At 69.9% G+C, this 17,698-nt stretch carries 11 protein-coding genes; 6 read left to right on the plus strand and 5 right to left on the minus strand.

Features of this window, described 5'->3' with window-relative positions; translation table 11 throughout:
• Positions 1–91 precede the first annotated feature (91 nt).
• From QQA12_RS03145 to QQA12_RS03155, 3 genes are all read right to left on the minus strand, one after another.
• A complete protein-coding gene (locus tag QQA12_RS03145; RefSeq protein ID WP_226050670.1) occupies positions 92–1,054 on the minus strand; it encodes an MBL fold metallo-hydrolase in 963 nt (320 codons plus the stop codon).
• Positions 1,055–1,161: 107 nt separating this feature from the next.
• The gene (locus QQA12_RS03150; protein WP_313036488.1) at positions 1,162–1,986 is read right to left on the minus strand and encodes a helix-turn-helix transcriptional regulator; all 825 of its coding nucleotides are present in this window, start codon (positions 1,984–1,986) and stop codon (positions 1,162–1,164) included.
• An 8-nt stretch (positions 1,987–1,994) separates the two neighbouring features.
• Positions 1,995–2,699: a VIT family protein gene (locus tag QQA12_RS03155; RefSeq protein WP_054663021.1), complete on the minus strand. Its 705-nt coding sequence runs from the start codon at positions 2,697–2,699 to the stop codon at positions 1,995–1,997.
• Between the two features lie 287 nt (positions 2,700–2,986).
• Between QQA12_RS03155 and QQA12_RS03160 the strand changes: the two genes are divergently transcribed.
• The 3 genes from QQA12_RS03160 to QQA12_RS03170 all read left to right on the plus strand — a co-directional run bounded on the left by QQA12_RS03160 (position 2,987) and on the right by QQA12_RS03170 (position 5,510).
• Positions 2,987–4,420 carry a glutamate--cysteine ligase gene (locus QQA12_RS03160; protein ID WP_325167388.1) on the plus strand — a complete coding sequence of 478 codons (1,434 nt, stop codon included), beginning with the start codon at positions 2,987–2,989 and terminating at the stop codon, positions 4,418–4,420.
• Between the two features lie 54 nt (positions 4,421–4,474).
• On the plus strand, positions 4,475–5,110 hold the full coding sequence (locus QQA12_RS03165; RefSeq protein ID WP_226050668.1) for a glutathione S-transferase family protein: 636 nt from the start codon (positions 4,475–4,477) through the stop codon (positions 5,108–5,110).
• A gap of 157 nt (positions 5,111–5,267) precedes the next feature.
• Complete coding sequence (locus tag QQA12_RS03170) at positions 5,268–5,510, plus strand: hypothetical protein (protein WP_226050667.1); 243 nt, start codon at positions 5,268–5,270, stop codon at positions 5,508–5,510.
• Positions 5,511–6,123: 613 nt separating this feature from the next.
• On the opposite strand, the gene QQA12_RS03175 is transcribed toward QQA12_RS03170, so the two are convergent.
• Both QQA12_RS03175 and QQA12_RS03180 read right to left on the minus strand, forming a co-directional pair.
• A complete protein-coding gene (locus tag QQA12_RS03175; RefSeq protein WP_226050666.1) occupies positions 6,124–12,870 on the minus strand; it encodes an MBG domain-containing protein in 6,747 nt (2,248 codons plus the stop codon).
• Between the two features lie 11 nt (positions 12,871–12,881).
• Positions 12,882–14,489 (minus strand): ShlB/FhaC/HecB family hemolysin secretion/activation protein, encoded by a 1,608-nt coding sequence (locus QQA12_RS03180; RefSeq protein WP_226050665.1) that lies wholly within the window; start codon positions 14,487–14,489, stop codon positions 12,882–12,884.
• Between the two features lie 737 nt (positions 14,490–15,226).
• Here QQA12_RS03180 and QQA12_RS03185 point away from each other — a divergent pair.
• From QQA12_RS03185 to fghA, 3 genes are all read left to right on the plus strand, one after another.
• Positions 15,227–15,502: a metal/formaldehyde-sensitive transcriptional repressor gene (locus tag QQA12_RS03185; protein WP_054663039.1), complete on the plus strand. Its 276-nt coding sequence runs from the start codon at positions 15,227–15,229 to the stop codon at positions 15,500–15,502.
• Positions 15,503–15,638: 136 nt separating this feature from the next.
• The gene (locus QQA12_RS03190) at positions 15,639–16,748 is read left to right on the plus strand and encodes an S-(hydroxymethyl)glutathione dehydrogenase/class III alcohol dehydrogenase (RefSeq protein WP_226050664.1); all 1,110 of its coding nucleotides are present in this window, start codon (positions 15,639–15,641) and stop codon (positions 16,746–16,748) included.
• A 53-nt stretch (positions 16,749–16,801) separates the two neighbouring features.
• Positions 16,802–17,632: an S-formylglutathione hydrolase gene (fghA, locus tag QQA12_RS03195; RefSeq protein ID WP_226050663.1), complete on the plus strand. Its 831-nt coding sequence runs from the start codon at positions 16,802–16,804 to the stop codon at positions 17,630–17,632.
• Positions 17,633–17,698: the final 66 nt, after the last annotated feature.

Genomic DNA, 17,698 nt, shown 5'->3' on the forward strand with positions numbered 1-17,698 from the left:
GCTGGAACGTGGCGGGGGCACAGCCCCCTGAGTCAGGGGGCCCGCGGTCTGCGGCGCGGACCGTGGGCCGCCAGCGCGCAGCGCGCGCGTGTCACAGCGGCGAGAACTCGCCCGGCACCCAGGCGAATGCCGTGCCCTCCCGGCGCACGTGCCCCAGGCCGGGGAACGGCAGGTGCGCGCCGGCCACCCACCATCCGCCCGCCGCGGCCTCGGCCATCAGCCGGCGGCGACTGGCAATGGCAGCCGTGCGGTCGCTGTCGGCTTCGTAGCTGGCATCGGGCCGTGCGAACTGGGCCGCGTGGAAGTGCACGATGTCGCCCCAGACCAGCAGTTGCTGGCCGTCGCCGCCGTCGATCCGCCAGGAGACATGGCCCGGGGTGTGGCCGTGGCTGTCCAGCGCGGTAATGCCGGCGGGCAGGGCATCGCCTGCGACGAAAGGTCGCAGGCGCCCGGCCGCGGCATACGGCGCCACCGCGCTGCGCGCCATCGGGAAGGCGAAACGCAGTGCTTGCGGCGCGCCGGCTTCGCTGGCCGGGTCCAGCCAGTAGCCGGCATCGGCCTGCGACAACCACACCGTGGCGTTGGCGAACGCCGGCTTGCCGTCGGCGTCGAGCAGCCCGCACAGGTGGTCCGGGTGGGCGTGGGTCAGCAGCACGTCGTCGACCTCGGCCGGGTCATAGCCGGCGGCGCGCAGGTTGGCCAGTACCTGGCCCAGGCCGGGGCCGAAGCACTGCGCGGCCCCGGTATCGACCAGCGCCAGGTGGCCACCGCGCTGTACCAGGTAGGCGTTGACCGCGGTCTGCAGGCCCTTGCCGTCCTCGGGCACGTAGCCGTGCTCGAGCAGGCGGGTGACCACGCCCGGGGCGATGCCGGTGAGCGCCTGCCGCGGCAGGGCCACGGTGCCGTCGAACAGCGCGGTTACGCGCACGTCGCCGATCTGCTGGTGATACACGCCGGGGACCTGTGTGCGCGGGACATGCGTGGTGCCGGCGTGGGCGCCGGCGGTGGCCAGCAGCAGGGCCAGGGCGAGGGGGCGAAGGGCAGCGCGGGGCATGGGCGGTTCCGTCAGGGGCGGCATTGCCGCGGAGCCGCCATGTTGCCGCCGGCCATGCCTGCGATGCGCTCGGAATGCGGCGCGATCCGCTCACCGCTGCCGCGCCGTCAGTGGTTGCCGATGGCGGACGGGTCCATCCCGTAGCGTTCGCAGAAGCGCCGGCTGAAGCTGGACAGCGAGCGGTAGCCGACGCGCGCGGCCACCGTCTTCAGCGGCAGGCGGGTGGTGTAGAGCAGCTGCATCGCCTGCGCCAGCCGGGCATCGCCGATGAGTTCGCGCAGGCCGAGCCGTTCGCTGGCCAGGCGCCGGCGCAGGGTGGCACCGCTGATGCCCAGGTGCTGTTCGAAATCGCGCGACTGCCAGCTGCGTCCGGGCTGGGCGGCAACCAGGTCGCGGATGCGCTCGCCCAGGCCGGGTTCCGGCGCGACCAGCAGGCTGCCGTGGCCGGACGCGCAGAACGCCACGGTCATCGTGGCCAGCGCCAGCCGCGCCGAGGTGTAGTCGCCGTGCTCCAGTGCCTGGCGCCATTGCAGCAGCTCGGTGCCATGCGCGGCCAGCGACAGCCGCGCCAGCGGGTCGCCGGCGTCCGGCAGCGGCCCGCTCCACAGGCTGCGCGTGGCGGACAGCACTTCGTCGCACAGCGGCACGATGGCGCTGAGATACAGGCCGCTGTCGGGGTCGGGCACGTTGACCACGTCGATCCGGCAGCGGCGGGTGATCAGGAACAGGTCGCCGGGGCCGAACTCCAGCACCTGCTGCGCGGTACGGACGTGCTTGCGTCCCTGCAGCAGGATGGCGAACTGCGGCCGCGGGATCTCGACCGAGGACGCGCCGTGTTCGCGGCGCGCGGTGATGCAGGCATAGTCGCCGGCGTTCTGGCAGTCGGCCAGTGTCGCCAGCCGTTCCAGCAGCGCGTGGGGGGCCGCCGCCAAGGGCGCCATCAACCGGCGAGGTGGGTGTCGAACAGGTTGCCGATGACCGCCGCCGCGCCCATCGCCAGCGCACCCCAGAACACCACCCGCAGTGCGCCGCGCAGGCGCGACGCACCGCCGGCATGGGCGGCCATCGCGCCGGTGATGCACAGGCCGAGCAGGGTGGAAACGGTGGTGATCTGCGCAACGTAGGCGTAGGGCGCAAGCAGCGCGGTCAGCACCGGCAGGATCGCACCGACGACGAACGCGCCCGCCGAGGCCAGCGCCGCCTGCAGCGGCCGCGCGCGCAGTTCCTCGGTGATGCCCAGCTCGTCGCGCGCGTGCGCGCCGAGCGCGTCGTGCGCGGTGAGCTGCACGGCCACCTCGTGCGCCAGTTCGGGCGTCAGCCCGCGCCGCCGGTAGATGCCGGCCAGTTCTTCCAGTTCGGTATGCGGGTCTTCGCGCAGCTCGCGGCGTTCCAGCGCCAGGTCGGCCTGCTCGGTATCGGCCTGCGACTGCACCGAGACGTACTCGCCGGCGGCCATCGACATGGCGCCGGCCACGGTGCCGGCGACGCCGGTGGCCAGGATGGTGGAGGCTGACGCGCCGCTGGCGGCGATGCCGACCACCAGGCCGGCGACCGAGACGATGCCGTCGTTGGCCCCGAGCACGGCGGCGCGCAGCCAGCCGACACGTTCGGAGCGATGGGTTTCGATGTGCCGGGTCGGTTTCATGGCCGCAGTGTAGGACGGCACGTGGACCGTTGGTGAAAACGACTCGCAGCCGCGCTGGCGGGGCCGGTCAAGTCGCCGCCGGTGGGATGCTGAAAACCGTCACCGCGACATGCCGCCGCTGGGGGCCGCGATATAGTGCGCGCTCGGGAGCTGTTCGCGATCCATCGCGGGCGAGGGCCGGTGGCCCGTGGCGGAGCCGAGCAGGCGCAGCGTGCGTGGATGCGCGCCTTGCCGGCGCTGGACGGGGCGCGGGGACGAGCGCGACGGACTGCGGGCCGGTTCTTGTGATGCCGGGGGAAGGCCCCCATTTCCCGCCCAGCCAGAATACTGCGAGCCAGCCCTTGTCGAGCCCCAGCCACGTTGCCGATACGCCCATTACCGACCGCTCGCAGCTGGTGGAGGTGATCGCTTCCGGCGAGAAGCCGCGCCCGCAGTGGCGCATCGGCACCGAGCACGAGAAGTTCGGGTTCCGCCTGGACGACCTGCGCCCGCCGACGTTCGAGGGCGAGCGCGGCATCCAGGCGCTGCTGACCGGGCTGACCCGTTTCGGCTGGGAGCCGGTGCAGGAACGTGTCGATCAGGGGCCGGGCAACACCATCGCGCTGCTGCGCGACGGCGCCTCGGTGACGCTGGAGCCGGCCGGCCAGCTCGAGTTGTCCGGCGGCGCGCTGGAGAGCATCCACCAGACCTGCGTGGAAACCGGCACCCACCTCAACGAGGTGGCGCAGGTGGCCGGCGAACTGCAGCTCGGCTTCCTGGGCATGGGCTTCCAGCCCAAGTGGACGCGCGCTGACATGCCGTGGATGCCCAAGGGCCGCTACCGCATCATGCGCGAGTACATGCCCCGGGTCGGCTCGCTCGGCCTGGACATGATGACCCGCACCAGCACGGTCCAGGTCAACCTGGACTACGCCTCCGAGGCGGACATGGTGAAGAAGTTCCGGGTGTCGCTCGCGCTGCAGCCGATCGCCACCGCGCTGTTCGCCGATTCGCCGTTCACCGAAGGCGCGCCGAACGGCTACCTCAGCTACCGTTCGCACATCTGGACCGACACCGATGCCGACCGCACCGGCATGCTCGACTTCGTGTTCGAGGACGGCTTCGGCTACGAGCGCTACGTCGACTACCTGCTCGACGTGCCGATGTACTTCTCCTACCGCGACGGCGTCTACCACGACGCCAGCGGCAAGTCGTTCCGTCGCTTCCTCAAGGGGCAGCTGGACGTACTCCCGGGCGCGCTGCCGACGCTGCGCGACTGGTCCGACCACATGACCACCGCCTTCCCCGAGGTGCGGCTGAAGAAGTACCTGGAAATGCGCGGCGCCGACAGCGGCCCGTGGAGCCGGATCTGCGCGTTGCCGGCGTTCTGGGTGGGCCTGCTGTACGACGATGCCGCGCTGGATGCGGCCTGGGACCTGGTCAAGGATTTCAGCCTGGCCGAGCGCCATGCGCTGCGCGACGGCGTGCCGCGGCTGGCGCTGCACCTGCCGTTCCGCGGGGGCAGCGTGCGCGACCTGGCGCGGCGCGCGCTGGAGATCTCGCGCGAGGGCCTGCGCCGCCGCGCCGCGCTCAACGGCGACGGCCAGGACGAGACCCGTTTCCTCGACGTGCTGCAGGAGATCGTGGACTCGGGCAAGACCGCCGCCGAACGCAAGCTGGACCTGTTCCATGGGGCATGGAACGGCAGCGTCGACCCGGTGTTCCGCGAGTTCGCCTACTGATCCGGCACTCTGGCGCGTTGCTAGACTGCCGGCTTCCTTGACCGAGGCAGGCGCATGGGCGACACGACGGACGAGATCGTCTTCTACACCCACCCGCAATCGCGCGGCCGCATCGTGCGCTGGATGCTGGAGGAGGTCGGGCAACCGTACCGCACCGAAGTGCTGGGTTACGGCGAGAGCATGAAGTCGCCGGCCTACCTGGCGATCAACCCGATGGGCAAGGTGCCGGCCATCGTCCACCGCGTGGTGGCGGTGACCGAGGCCGCGGCCATCTGCAGCTACCTGGCCGATGCGTTCCCGCGGGCCGGGTTGGCGCCTGCACAGGACGACCCGCTGCGCGGCAGTTATTTCCGCCGGCTGTTCTTCGCCGCCGGGCCGGTGGAGGCCGCGGTCAGCGCCAAGGCGTTCGGCCTGCTGGCGCCGCCGGACAAGGCGGGCACGGTCGGTTATGGCAGTTTCGAGCAGATGGCCGATACGCTGGAGAAGGCTGCTGCAGGCGCCGCGCCCTGGCTGCTGGGCGAGCGTTTCAGCGCCGCCGACGTCTACCTGGGCAGCCAGGTGCTGTGGGGCACGATGTTCAAGACCCTGCCCGAGCGGGAGGCGTTCGCCGGCTACGGTGAGCGCCTGCGCGCGCGCCCGGCCTGGCAGCGCGCCGCTGCGCTGGACGACGCGCTGCTGTCGCCGCAGTGAGCGGTACCGGCGGCGGTCGCGTCGCGGCTTGACCCCGGTCAGGGCGGCCAGCGTCGCGGACACGCAGTATTCGGCGGGCGGGCACGGTCGGTCGCCCGCCGCCGGGACGGCCGCGGGGCGGGCCGCCGGTCGCGTGTAACGCCCCGGGAGTATGTCGATGACGCAATTCAGGATTTCATTGTCCGGCCCGGCGCCGGACCTGCGGGTGCTGGAAGACGCGCTGCAGGACGCCGACCCTTCCGTGCTGCTGGATATCGAGCCGCTGAGCCGGGTGCTGCGCATCTCCACCCTGCTCGACGAGCCCACCCTGCTGCCGGCGCTGGGCCGGGGCGGGTTGGTGATCAATGCCGCGCAGCTGGAGCGGGTGCCATCCGAGTGCTGCGGCGGTTGCGGCGGCTGAATCCGTCCCCGTCCTCGTCCCCGGGCGTGGGCGCCCGCGCGTGGGGCGAGGCATGGACCGTGCCGAGCCGGGAGGCATGGATCGCATACCCGTGAACCCGCGTGTGTTGCAGGCGTGCACCAGGCAGATGCGCTGGAATCCACCTGGTGCGGCAAACAGCCCGATGCCCTGGATGCGGGTGACGCTCAGGCCAGGGTGTTCCATGCGGATCGGGCAGGCGAGCCAACCGCATATCGCATGTGCACTGATCGCCTGGTCCCGGTCCGGCAGGTGCCCGTGCATCCGCTGCCAGTCTGCACACGGGTCGCACAACAGGGCATCGCCGACAAGCGGACGCTGAAAAGGCGTGCCGAGCCTGCGCCGCTGGGCTGGACACCCCGGCAGGCAATACGCCGGACTCGACCAGCAGGCCGCGCAGTCGATTGCTGATCGCCGGCGCTTAGGCTCCGGCCCCCCGCACCCGCTGCAAGGCCGGCCCGCCTGCGGGTTGCTCATTGCAGTTCGAGCCGGTCTCGCTGACCAGCGTGTTTCAACTGTGGAGCGGTGGCGATGGTGCGCCTGACAAGGAAAAGGCGCATCGGGAGATGCGCCTTTTCCATTCACCGCCCGGCAGTCATTCGGGCTGACGAATGGGGCAGCGGATCTCCTCCAGGGAAGTACAGGCGTCGCTGGCCGGTGCGATGGCCGAGCCGGTCAAGCGGTACAACGCCGCGTCGGACGAGCGGGTGGGTTGGCGGGTTGCGGGTGTGCGCAGATTGGCCGCCACTTCGCGGCCAACCTGCAGGTTCTGCGCGACGGATATGCCCGTGACCTCCAGCGTTCCTTCGCGATAGGTGATGTCGTAGTTGCCCAGCCGTGCACCCTGCGCATCGCTGGCGAGGATGGCGTAGCTGCCAGGTTGGGCGTTCACGCCACTGCCGTCGCTGAACAGCCTGACCGCGTCGATGGTGTCATCGTTGACCAGGCCCTGCGCCGTGTAGCCGTTGAGCGGTGAGCGCTGGCCAATGGTCTTGCTGGCGTTGTTGGCGGTGATGATCAGGCCGGCCTTGCCGATGCTCAGGGTGCCGTTGACGTAGGTGATGTCGTAGTTGGACAGGCCGCTGCCATCGGCATTGCTCGCGGTGATGGTGTAGTCACCAACGTTGGCGGTGGCCACGGTGCCGGCCGAGGCCAGCTGGACCGAGGACACCGTGTCGCCGTCGGCCAGGCCGCTGACGGTGAAGCCGTTGATGCCGCCGGTCTGGCCATAGGTCTTGCTGCCGTTGTTGGCGGTGATGGTCAGCCCGGCCTTGCCGATGGTCAGGGTGCCGTTGACATAGGTGATGTCGTAGTTGGACAGGCCGCTGCCGTCGGCGTTGCTCGCGGTGATGGTGTAGTTGCCGACGCTGGCGGTGGCCGCGGTGCCGGCCGAGGCCAGCTCGACCGAGGACACCGTGTCGCCGTTGACCAGGCCGCTGGCGGTGAAGCCGTTGATGCCGCCGGTCTGGCCATAGGCCTTGCTGCCGTTGTTGGCGGTGATGGTCAGCCCGGCCTTGCCGATGCTCAGGGTGCCGTTGACGTAGCTGATGTCGTAGTTGGACAGGCCGCTGCCGTCGGCATTGCTGGCGGTGATGGTGTAGTTGCCGACGTTGGCGGTGGCCGCGGTGCCGGCCGAGGCCAGCTGGACCGAAGACACGGTGTCGCCGTTGACCAGGCCGCTGGCGGTAAAGCCGTTGGTACCGCCTGCCTGGCCGTAGGTCTTGTTGCCGTTGTTGGCGGTGATGGTCAGCCCGGCCTTGCCGATGGTCAGGGTACCGTTGACGTAGGTGATGTCGTAGTTGGACAGGCCGTTGCCCGCGGCATTGCTGGCGGTGATGGTGTAGTTGCCGACGTTGGCGGTGGCCGCGGTGCCGGCCGAGGCCAGCTGGACCGAGGACACCGTGTCGCCGTTGACCAGGCCGCTGGCGCTGAAGCCATTGACACCGCCCGCCTGGCCGTAGGTCTTGCTGCCGTTGTTGGCGGCGATGGTCAGGCCGGCCTTGCCGATGGTCAGGGTGCCGGCGAGCAGCTCGATGTCATAGCCGAACTGGCTGGAATAGAGCCCGCTGGCACGCAGGTTGGCGCCGGTGTAGGTGCCGGCGTTGGCGCTGCTGGCGGTGTAGACGGCGCTGCCGGACACCAGCGCGGGGTCGTAGCCGATGGGGAACACCAGGGCGCCGACGCTGCTGCTGGCGCTGCCGTCGTAGGTCTTGCTGACGTTGCCGGCATTGACGCTGAGCGTGGTCATGAAGCTGCGCAGCAGCGGCGCGCTGTGGCCCTCGTACATGCGCCAGGTGGCGCCGGTGCCACCGGCGTCGTCGATGCTCCAGCCGGCCGCCACGAAGGGCGCCAGGCTGGTGAGCTGGGCGCTGGTCAACCCGGAGATGCCGCTGCCGTTGCCGGCGCCGACGCCCTGGGCCAGGCCGCTGCTGCTGGTGTTCCAGAAGCTGCCGGTGGCGGTGCCGACATTGCTGCCCACCAGGCCGCCGACCGCGCCCACGCTGGAACTGGCCGTGCCGGTGGCATAGACACGCAGCAGGCTGCCGTCGTTGAACCCGACCAGGCCGCCCGCGGTGGCGCTGCCCTGGGCGCTGCCGGTGGCGTAGCTGTCGCGGATGACGCCGGTGCTGGCGTTGCTGCCGGCCAGGCCGCCACCATTGAGGCCGCCGCCGGCGCTGCCCGTGGCCAGCGACTCGCTGAGGGTTCCGGCGTTGCTGCCGACCAGGGCGCCGACATTGCCCGTGCCGGTGACGGTGGTGTCGCTGCTGACCCGCTCGATAACCCCGCCGGCGGCGTTGTAGCCCACCACGGCGCCGCTGTAGCTGCCGCCGGCCACGCTGCCGCCCACCAGGTTGAGGTTGCCGACGTAGCCGGCGTTGTAGCCGAACAGGCCGCTGTAGGTACTGCCCGGACGGTTGATGACCAGGCCGCTGATGCGATGTCCCTGTCCGTCGAGCCGGCCGCTGAAGGGGGTGGCCAGGCTGCCGATGGAGAGGAAGCCGGTGCCGCTGTTCCACAGCGCGCTGCTGGAGGCGTTGATGTCGTTGGCCAGGACGAAGCGGCTGCCCGCCAGGCTGGTCGACGCCAGGCCCTGCAGGCCGTAGACATCGGTGATGCGGTACGGCGTGGCGGTGCTGCCATCGCCACCCAGCGCGCGCACGAAGGTGGCGCCGGCGCCGAGGCGGAAGTCGGTGACGTTGAAGCCGGGCAGGCTGGCCGCCAGCTGGCGCCAGGTGCCGCCGGTGAGATCCAGCACGCCGAGGTTGACGCCCCCGTTGCTGGTTATGGTGCCGGCAGCGGACAGGGCCAGGCTGCCGTTGGCCGCATCGATGCCATCGCCCAGCACGACGTTGCCGCCGTTGCTGGTGGCGAGGGTCAGCCCGGCGTTGTCGCCCCAGAGCAGGCGGTCGGCGACGCTGAGGTTGCCGCCTGCCGACAACTGGCGGGTGCCGCTGATGCCGAAGGTGCCGCCGCTGTCGAGGCTGAGCAGGCCGCCGGAGCCGAGGTTGGTGTCCAGGCTGTAGCTGGCGGCGCTGGCCGCCAGGTAGAGGCCGTAGCCGCTGCTGGTGAGGTTCGCGAAGTCGCCGTACGAGAGGAAGGCGAGGTCGCTGTCGGCATAGCTGCCGCGCGCGGCCAGGTAGCGGCTGCGGGTCGCCGAGAGGCTGCCCTGGCCGGTGAACAGACGCATGGCGGCGCTGTAGACGTCCAGCCCCTGGATGCCGTTGGCGCCGATCACGTCGCCGAAGCCGGCGCCGGTGTCGACGTTGCCGTCCAGGTAGGCGATGGCGCCATTGGCGTCCAGGCTGCTGGCATCGCCGAGGATGTAGTAGTAGCCGTCCGCCCCGCTGCTGGCGCTGCCGATGGCCACGCCGCCGGACACGGCGGTCAGCGTCGCGCCCGCCAGGGCGGCGGCACCGGCATTGCCGAAGGCCTTGCCGCTGATGGCGATGGGCGTGGTGCCGTAGCGCCAGCCGAAATACGGGTAGAGGTTGGCGCCGGTGCCCCAGATGGACGCGGAGAAACCGGCCGGCAAGCCCCCCTGGAGCTGTGCGGTGGTACGCCCGGTGATCCCGTTTACCAGGCCACCGGCTGCGGCCAGCGACTGGCCACTGGTCTGGGTGTTCCAGTAGGCGTTGCTGATGGCGCCATTGGTGCCGTTGTTGTAGCCGACGAAGCCGCCCAGCTGGGTGCCGCCGGCGACGTAGCCGGTAGAGTAGCTGTTGCTGATGGTGCCGTTGATGAAGTTGACCCCGGCGAAGCCGCCGATGTTGCTCGCAGAGCCCTGGCCGATCACCGCGCCGGTGGCGTAGGAGTCGGTGATGCTGCCTTCGTTGTGGCCGACGAAGCCGCCGACCGGCCCCGACGACGCCCTCACCGTGCCGGTGGCGTAGGACTGGCTGATGGAACCGCCATCGCCGCTGTAGCCGTTGGCGCCCACCAGGCCACCGACATAGCCGAGGTTGGCGGTCGTGTTGGTGCCGGTGACGTTGCCGGTGGCATGGGAGCGGGTGATGCTGCCGCCGTTGACGTTGAAGCCGACCAGGCCACCGACCTGGTAGCCGGCCCCGGTGACATTGCCGGTGGCGGAGGCATCGGCGATGGCGCCGCCGTCGTTGGTGCCCACCAGCCCGCCGGTGTTGGCTTCGCTGGTGCTGGTGCCGCTGACCGTGGTGCTGGCCGACGCGTTGCCGAGGGTGCCGCCCTGCATGTAGCCGACCAGGGCACCGACGTTGTCTCTGCCGGTGACGTTGCCGCCCACCAGCCTGACGTTGGCCAGGGTCGCGCCGGAGGTGTAGCCGAACAGGCCGACATAGTCGGTGGCCGCGCGGTTGATGACCAGGCCGCTGATGCTGTGGCCCTGTCCGTTGAAGCTGCCGGTGAACTGCTGTGCGTTGCTGCCGACCGGGCGGAAGCCCGACGCACCCCATACCTCGCCGTAGTAGCCGCCACTGGCGGCCATGGCGCTGGACAGGCTCAGGTCGGTGCCCAGCCGGTAATTGGCATTAAGGTCCAGCCCCATCAGTTGCAGGGCGTGGGGGGTGAAGATGGTCGTGGAGTATTCGTTGCGCAGCATCGGCCGGGTATCGCCTTCGAACATCACCCACATGTTGGTGAAGTCGAAGCCGGTGTAGGTCGACTGGTTGCGCACTCCGCTGGACAGCCCGGTGCCGCCGCCCAGCGAGCTGGACTGGCCGGTGCTGTTGATGTCCCAGTAGCTGTTGTTGACGATGATGGTCGGCAGGTAGCCGCCACCGATCAGGCCGCCGGTGGTGGTGTAGCCGGTGACCTTGCCGCTGGCGTAGGTGTTGGTCAGCGTCGCGCTGGAGATCACCTCGCCCAGCAGCCCGCCCGCAAACGCGCTGGTGTTGCTGACCGTGGCGGTGACCGAGCCGGTGGCATAGGAGTCGGCCATGGCAATGCTCTGCACGCTGCCCGCCAGCCCACCCACCACGGTCAGGCCGGTCACGTCGGCGGCAGAGGACGAGTAGCGGATGATGCCGTTGTTGACCGTGCCGGCCAGGCCGCCGACGAAGGCGCTGGAGCCGGACACGCTGCCGGTCATGTGAACGTTGCTGAGGGTGCCGCCGAGGGTGGCGGCGATGCCGCCGACGTTCATCTGGCCGGTGATGCGGGCATTGGACAGGGTCAGGTCACGAACGTTGCCGCTCACGGTGCGGAACAGCCCGACGTCGTTCTCCAGCCCGCGGTTGATGGTCAGCTTGTCGATGCTGTGGCCAAGGCCGGCGAAGTTGGTGCTCGCCCCGTCCAGCGGGTTGAAGCCGGCACCGCCGTTCCAGCTGGCGGTGGCGCTGGCGTCGATGTCGTTGCCCAGGGCGTAGAAGCCGGTGCTGGTGATGTTCTGCAACGCACCGATGTCATGGATCAGGACGTAGCCGGTGCCCGCCAGGCTGAGGCTGGCATTGCTGCCGGACAGGGTCACGCGGGCGCCCTTGTTCAGGCTGTAGCTGCCGCTGTAGGACAGCGACAGCCCGGCGTTGTTGCCGGTGGCGGTGATGTCCTTGTTGATGATGATGCTGCCGGCGGCGTTGAGCGACAGCACGGTGTTGGCGCTCCAGCTGATGGGCGCGTCCACGGTGATGTTGCCGGCCTGGCTGCCGCCGACGCCGGTGGTCACCGTCACCCCGGTGCTGGCCAGGGCGTTGCTGAGGGTGGTGACGTTGAGCACGCTGTCGTTGGCGTTGCCGTTGAAACCGCCCATGCCGGAGCTTGTGCCGTTGGAAATGGTCACGTTGTACGGGTCGATCAGCCACTCGCCGGTCTTGCCGTTGGGCGCCAGGGTGGTGATCCTGACGTCGTCGGCGATCTTCACGTGGGCGCCGCTGGTCTCGATGAAGCCGCCATCACCGCCGTCCGGGGCACTGGCATCGAGGGTGCCGGCGACGTTCACCACGCCGCCATCGAAGTCGCCCATCAGCAGGATCCTGCCGTCCTTCTCGCCCACCGTGCGGGCTTCGATCACCCCGGTATTGTTGACCACGGTCTTGAGCAGGGCATCGCCGGCGTGGGCGGTGAGCAGCACCTGGCCGCCATCGGCCTTGATCAACTGGTGGTTCTCCACCAGGGCATCGACCATGGCCTCATCGACCCGCAGGTTGAGCAGGCCGTTGCCGGCGAAGTCCAGGGTCATGGCATCGCCGGCGGCCAGCGCCACGCTGCCCTGGTTGGCGACGATCACGCCGTGGTTGCTGACCCTGCCGCCGAGCAGGGCAATGGCGCCGCCTGCGCTGGTGTTGAGCGAGCCGTGGTTGATCACCGCCGCATTGCGGCCGTCACCCTTGAAGCGGTAGTTGCCGGCGGCGAAGTCGGCGTCGCTGATGCCCAGGGTGGAGGCGACCAGACCGCCGACGTTCACCTGGGCGCTGGCGCCGAACAGTACGCCGTTGGGATTGACCAGGAAGACCCGGCCATTGGCGTCCAGCTGGCCCATGATCAGGGAGCCGTCGACGCCGAGTACGCGGTTGAGCGCGATCGCGTTCGCGCCGGGCTGGTTGAAGGTGACCTTCTGCCCGGCACCGATGTTGAAGCTCTGCCAGTTGATCGCCAGTTTGTCGCTGGCCTGGTTGATGACCAGCTGGTTGCCGTCGGGTGCGCCGATCTGGCCACTGCCGGAAACGATGCTGCCGCCGCCCGGCAGTGACTGGGCCATCACGCCGAGGCTGCCGACGGACAGCAGCAGGCCCAGCGCCAGCGGGGTCAGGCGCACGCCTGCCGGCAGGTGGCGCGTGGCCCCGGTCTTCGCGCGGGGCGAGGCGCCGAGCTCGGAGGCCACCTGGACCTGGCCCAGGGCGTGGTTGAACACAAGACGATAGATGCGGTTCATGGCCGGTGTCCTCAGAAAGTGGTGCTGATGCGCGCCCAGTACTGGGTGCTGCGTCCATCGGCGGCGCGATGGCTGCCAGCAGGCCTGGCGCCGCACACGTCCAGCCGCAGGTCCGGCTTCCATGGCAGCCGCAGGCCGATGGCAACGCCGGCGCCTTCCAGCGTCGTGGGCTGGAAGCCGATACGGCGGTTGTCCGGTGCCGGGGAAGTGCGGCCCCAGTCGTAGAACAGGTTCAGCTCGACCAGGTCGCCCCAGCGGCGGCCATTGAACGGCGACGGCGTGTCGGCAAAGCCCGGTGCGCTGACCTGGTACTCGAAGGTCGCCTGCACGCCACGGTCACCCAGTGCCGTTGACAGCGGATAGGCGCGCACGCTGGTCGGCCCGCCGATGCTGAACTGCTCCACCGGGGTGAGGGCGTCATCGGTGAACTGGGCACTGCCGCGCAGCAGCAGGCGCTGGTTGCCGGGCAGCGCCTGCAGGCGCGCCAGCGACAGCCGGCCCACCCAGAAGTAGGACTCGTGCGCGGCATACAGCCAGTTGAAGGGCGGCGAGTCATCGTTGATGGATTTGCGCACCGACAGCTGCGCCAGGTTCATGCCACGCCAGCGGCGATCGGTGTGGCGCAGGCTCACGCCCGCATCGATCACGTCGAAGGTGTGGCGTGAGAGTTCGATGTCCAGCCCTTCAAGCCTGGATTCCTCATGCACCCAGCGCATCGAAGCCTGGACCTGCAGGTCCGGGCGCTGGATGAACTTCCAGTCGCTGCCTGCGTAGTAGAGCGTGGTCGGGCCCTTGATGCCGATGGCGGCGAACGGCCCGGAGTTGAGCTCGATCTCGCTGCGGCTGACGCCGGCAATGGCGCTCAGTCCATCGACCTTTGCCAGGGGCGCACTCAGTGACAACGCTGCCTGCCAGCTGTCGGCCGGGTCCAGCCCGTAGCCGACGCTGGCGGCGAGCACGTCGCCCATGCCCAGCGCATTGAAGGCACTCACGCCCAGCTCGGCACGATACCGGCCGGTGCTGTCGGTGCCGTGGTTGCTCATGCCGGCGGTGATTTCGTAGGGACGATCACTGTCCCGGGCGACCAGGATGATGTCGGTCTCGCCTTCGTTCTGGCCCGGCTGCAGCACCGAGGTGACTGACACCCCGGGCAGGTCGCGCGCGTAGAGAAGGGCGCGCTCCAGCTCGGTCTGGCGCAGCGGGCGGCCGATCAGGCCCAGGCTGCTGGCGCCGAGCTGGTCGTCGCGATAGCGCCGGCTGCCTTGCACCAGCACCCGGCCAACCCGGCCTTCCATCACCTTCAGGGTCAGCGTCTGGCTGTCGTCGATCTGCTGCGGCGGCACGTAGGCCACCGAGACCAGGAAGCCGGCGTCGCGGTAGGCCTGGGTGATGCGTGCGGTGATCTGTTTGATCTGCTCGAAGTTCAGCGCCGCCGGCAGCGTGGGGCTGATATCGCGCAGGGCCTGGTTGGCGACTGCATCGATGGCCGCGCGGCCGATGCCGCTGGACGGGTGTTCGCCGACGCCTTCGACCGCGATGCGGGCGACATGCACGGTGGCGACCGTCGTGGTGGGCGCGGCATCCTGCGCGAACGCGCAGGGGCTGAGGACGGACGCCAATGCGGCGGCCAGTACAGTGCAGTGCAGGGGGTGGAAGCGGGGGACGCGAATCGGGGTGTGGCTGCCGTTGGAAGGCATCAGCGTGGTATCCGTTGGTGATTTTGAGAACGCTTGCTGGGAACGCGACCGGCCTACTTTCTAACCGGGAAAAACGGCCTGATGGCATCACCTGATTTCGGGTGGGCGGAATGATATGTGACGCATATCTCAATTTGAATTGCCGGCCCTGCGGCGGGGTCGGGCCGGCCCTGGAAACGGCCACCGTCCGCGGTCCATCCGGGCGCAGGGGCCGCCGCCCGGAGCCATGCGGACCCAGGCACGCAGGTGTCATCGCCGGCGCGGAACTCCAGAGCGCATTGCCGCCCCGGGTCCTGTCCGGTGCCCCCGGACGTTCCGCCCCCCCGACGCGGATGCAGCACCCGGGGCCGCTCATTCACGCCGGCACCACCTGGCGGGCAGGCGTGGATCGGGCGCTGCGGACGAGCGCATCCGGCGGCGGATTCGATGGCCTGATGCACCCCGTCCATGCGGCTGCATCCTCTCCCTCTGCGCGCTGGCGCCCGAAGCCCCCGTCCGCGCCCTCCGCGCGCCAGGGACGGCATCGGTCCCGTTCCGAGCAGTCCCGCTGGACCTGCTCCGCAGGTCAGCCGCAGGCCAGGCCGGTCCGGGCGCAGGAGCGCTGACGGCCGGGCGCTCGTCCAATATACTGTCCCCCAGTACAGGATAGGAGCGGGCGCGTGCCGCATTCACCCGAGGAAAAAAAGAAGGTGCTGGCGCGGGTGCGGCGCATCCGCGGCCAATGCGATGCACTGGAGCGCGCGCTGGAGGCCGGCGCCGACTGCGGGCCGGTGCTGCAGCAGATCGCGGCCATCCGCGGTGCCGTCAACGGGCTGATGTCCGAAGTGATGGAAGCGCACCTGCGCGAGGAGTTCGGCCAGCCGGCGCAGTCACCGGCGCAGCGTGCCGCGCGCGTGGCCGAAATGTCCGGCCTGATCCGTTCCTACCTGAAGTAGGCGCGATGCCGGTCGCGATGGCCGCGCCTTTGCCCCCGTCCGCTGGCAGCCGCCCGCCACGGATCGAAGCACCGCATCGCTCCCGCCAGCCCGCTTCGAATCCGCCAAACCCGAACAACCGCTATAGGAGACAACCATGAAGTCACGCGCCGCCGTCGCTTTCGGCCCCGGCCAGCCGCTGCAGATCGTCGAGATCGACGTCGCCCCGCCGAAGCAGGGCGAAGTGCTGGTCCGGATCACCCACACCGGCGTCTGCCATACCGATGCATTCACCCTGTCCGGCGATGACCCGGAAGGCCTGTTCCCGTGCGTGCTCGGCCATGAAGGCGCCGGCATCGTGGTCGAGGTCGGCGAGGGCGTGACCTCGGTGAAGCCGGGCGACCACGTCATCCCGCTGTACACCGCCGAGTGCGGCCAGTGCCTGTTCTGCCAGAGCGGCAAGACCAACCTGTGCACCGCCGTGCGCGCCACCCAGGGCAAGGGCGTGATGCCGGACGGCACCAGCCGCTTCTCCTACAACGGCGAGCCGATCTACCACTACATGGGCTGCTCGACCTTCTCCGAGTACACCGTGGTGGCCGAAGTGTCGCTGGCCAAGGTCAACCCGGAGGCCAACCCGGAGCACGTGTGCCTGCTGGGCTGTGGCGTCACCACCGGCATCGGCGCCGTGCACAACACCGCCAAGGTGGCCGAAGGTGACAGCGTGGCCGTGTTCGGCCTCGGCGGCATCGGCCTGGCGGTGATCCAGGGCGCACGCCAGGCCAAGGCCGGGCGCATCATCGCCATCGACACCAATCCCTCGAAGTTCGAGCTGGCCCGGCAGTTCGGTGCCACCGACTGCGTCAACCCGAAGGAGCACGATGCGCCGATCCAGCAGGTGATCGTGGAGATGACCGGCTGGGGCGTGGACCACAGCTTCGAATGCATCGGCAACGTCAACGTGATGCGCGCGGCGCTGGAGTGCGCGCACCGCGGCTGGGGCCAGAGCGTGATCATCGGCGTGGCCGGTGCCGGCCAGGAGATTTCCACCCGCCCGTTCCAGCTGGTCACCGGGCGCAGGTGGATGGGCACCGCCTTCGGCGGGGTGAAGGGCCGCAGCCAGCTGCCGGGCATGGTCGAGGACGCGATGAAGGGCGATATCGAGCTGGCGCCGTTCGTCACCCACACCATGGGCCTGGAGCAGATCAACGATGCCTTCGATCTGATGCACGAAGGCAAGTCGATCCGCAGCGTCGTCCACTTCTGACGGCCGGCCGGGGTGCGTGCCCCGGCCATGTGTCCGCGTCACTGGAGAGAACCATGCAACGAATCGAACACCGCGCCTGTTTCGGCGGCTGGCAGGATGTGTACCGGCACCGCTCCCAGGTGCTGGGCTGCGACATGACGCTGGGCGTCTACCTGCCGCCGCAGGCGCAGGACGGGGCCCGGCTGCCGGTGCTGTACTGGCTGTCCGGGCTGACCTGCACCGAGCAGAACTTCATCACCAAGGCCGGCGCGCAGCGCTACGCCGCCGAGCACGGCATCATCCTCGTGGCGCCCGACACCAGCCCGCGCGGCGACGACGTGGCCGATGCCGAAGGCTACGACCTGGGCAAGGGCGCGGGGTTCTACCTCAACGCCACGCAGGCGCCGTGGGCGCCGCACTACCGCATGTACGACTACGTCGTGGGCGAACTGCCGGCGCTGGTCGAGGCGCAGTTCCCGGCCAGCGATACGCGCGCGATCAGCGGCCATTCGATGGGGGGGCACGGCGCGCTGGTGATCGCGCTGCGCAATCCGGGCCGCTACCGCAGCGTGTCGGCGTTCTCGCCGATCGTGGCGCCGTCGCAGGTGCCGTGGGGCGAGAAGGCGTTTGCCGCCTATCTCGGCCAGGACCGCGATGCCTGGCTGCAGTACGACGCCACCGCGCTGGTGGCCGGAGCCGGCGAGCGCCTGCCGCTGCTGGTCGACCAGGGCGACGCCGACGAATTCCTCGAGCCGCAGCTGCGCCCGCAGCTGCTGCGCGATGCCTGCGCGGCCGCCGGCCATCCGCTTCAGCTGCGGATGCAGCCCGGTTACGACCACAGCTACTACTTCATCGCCAGCTTCATCGGCGAGCACATCGCCCACCACGCCCGCGCGCTGGCCTGATCGGCCGCGGGTCCGGGGGCGCGCGCCGGCATTGTCGCGCCTTGCACATCACCGCTTGCTATCGTC

The sequence above is a fragment of the Stenotrophomonas sp. 17(2023) genome, from assembly GCF_030345315.1.
In the GTDB taxonomy this organism is placed as follows: Bacteria; Pseudomonadota; Gammaproteobacteria; order Xanthomonadales; family Xanthomonadaceae; genus Stenotrophomonas; species Stenotrophomonas acidaminiphila.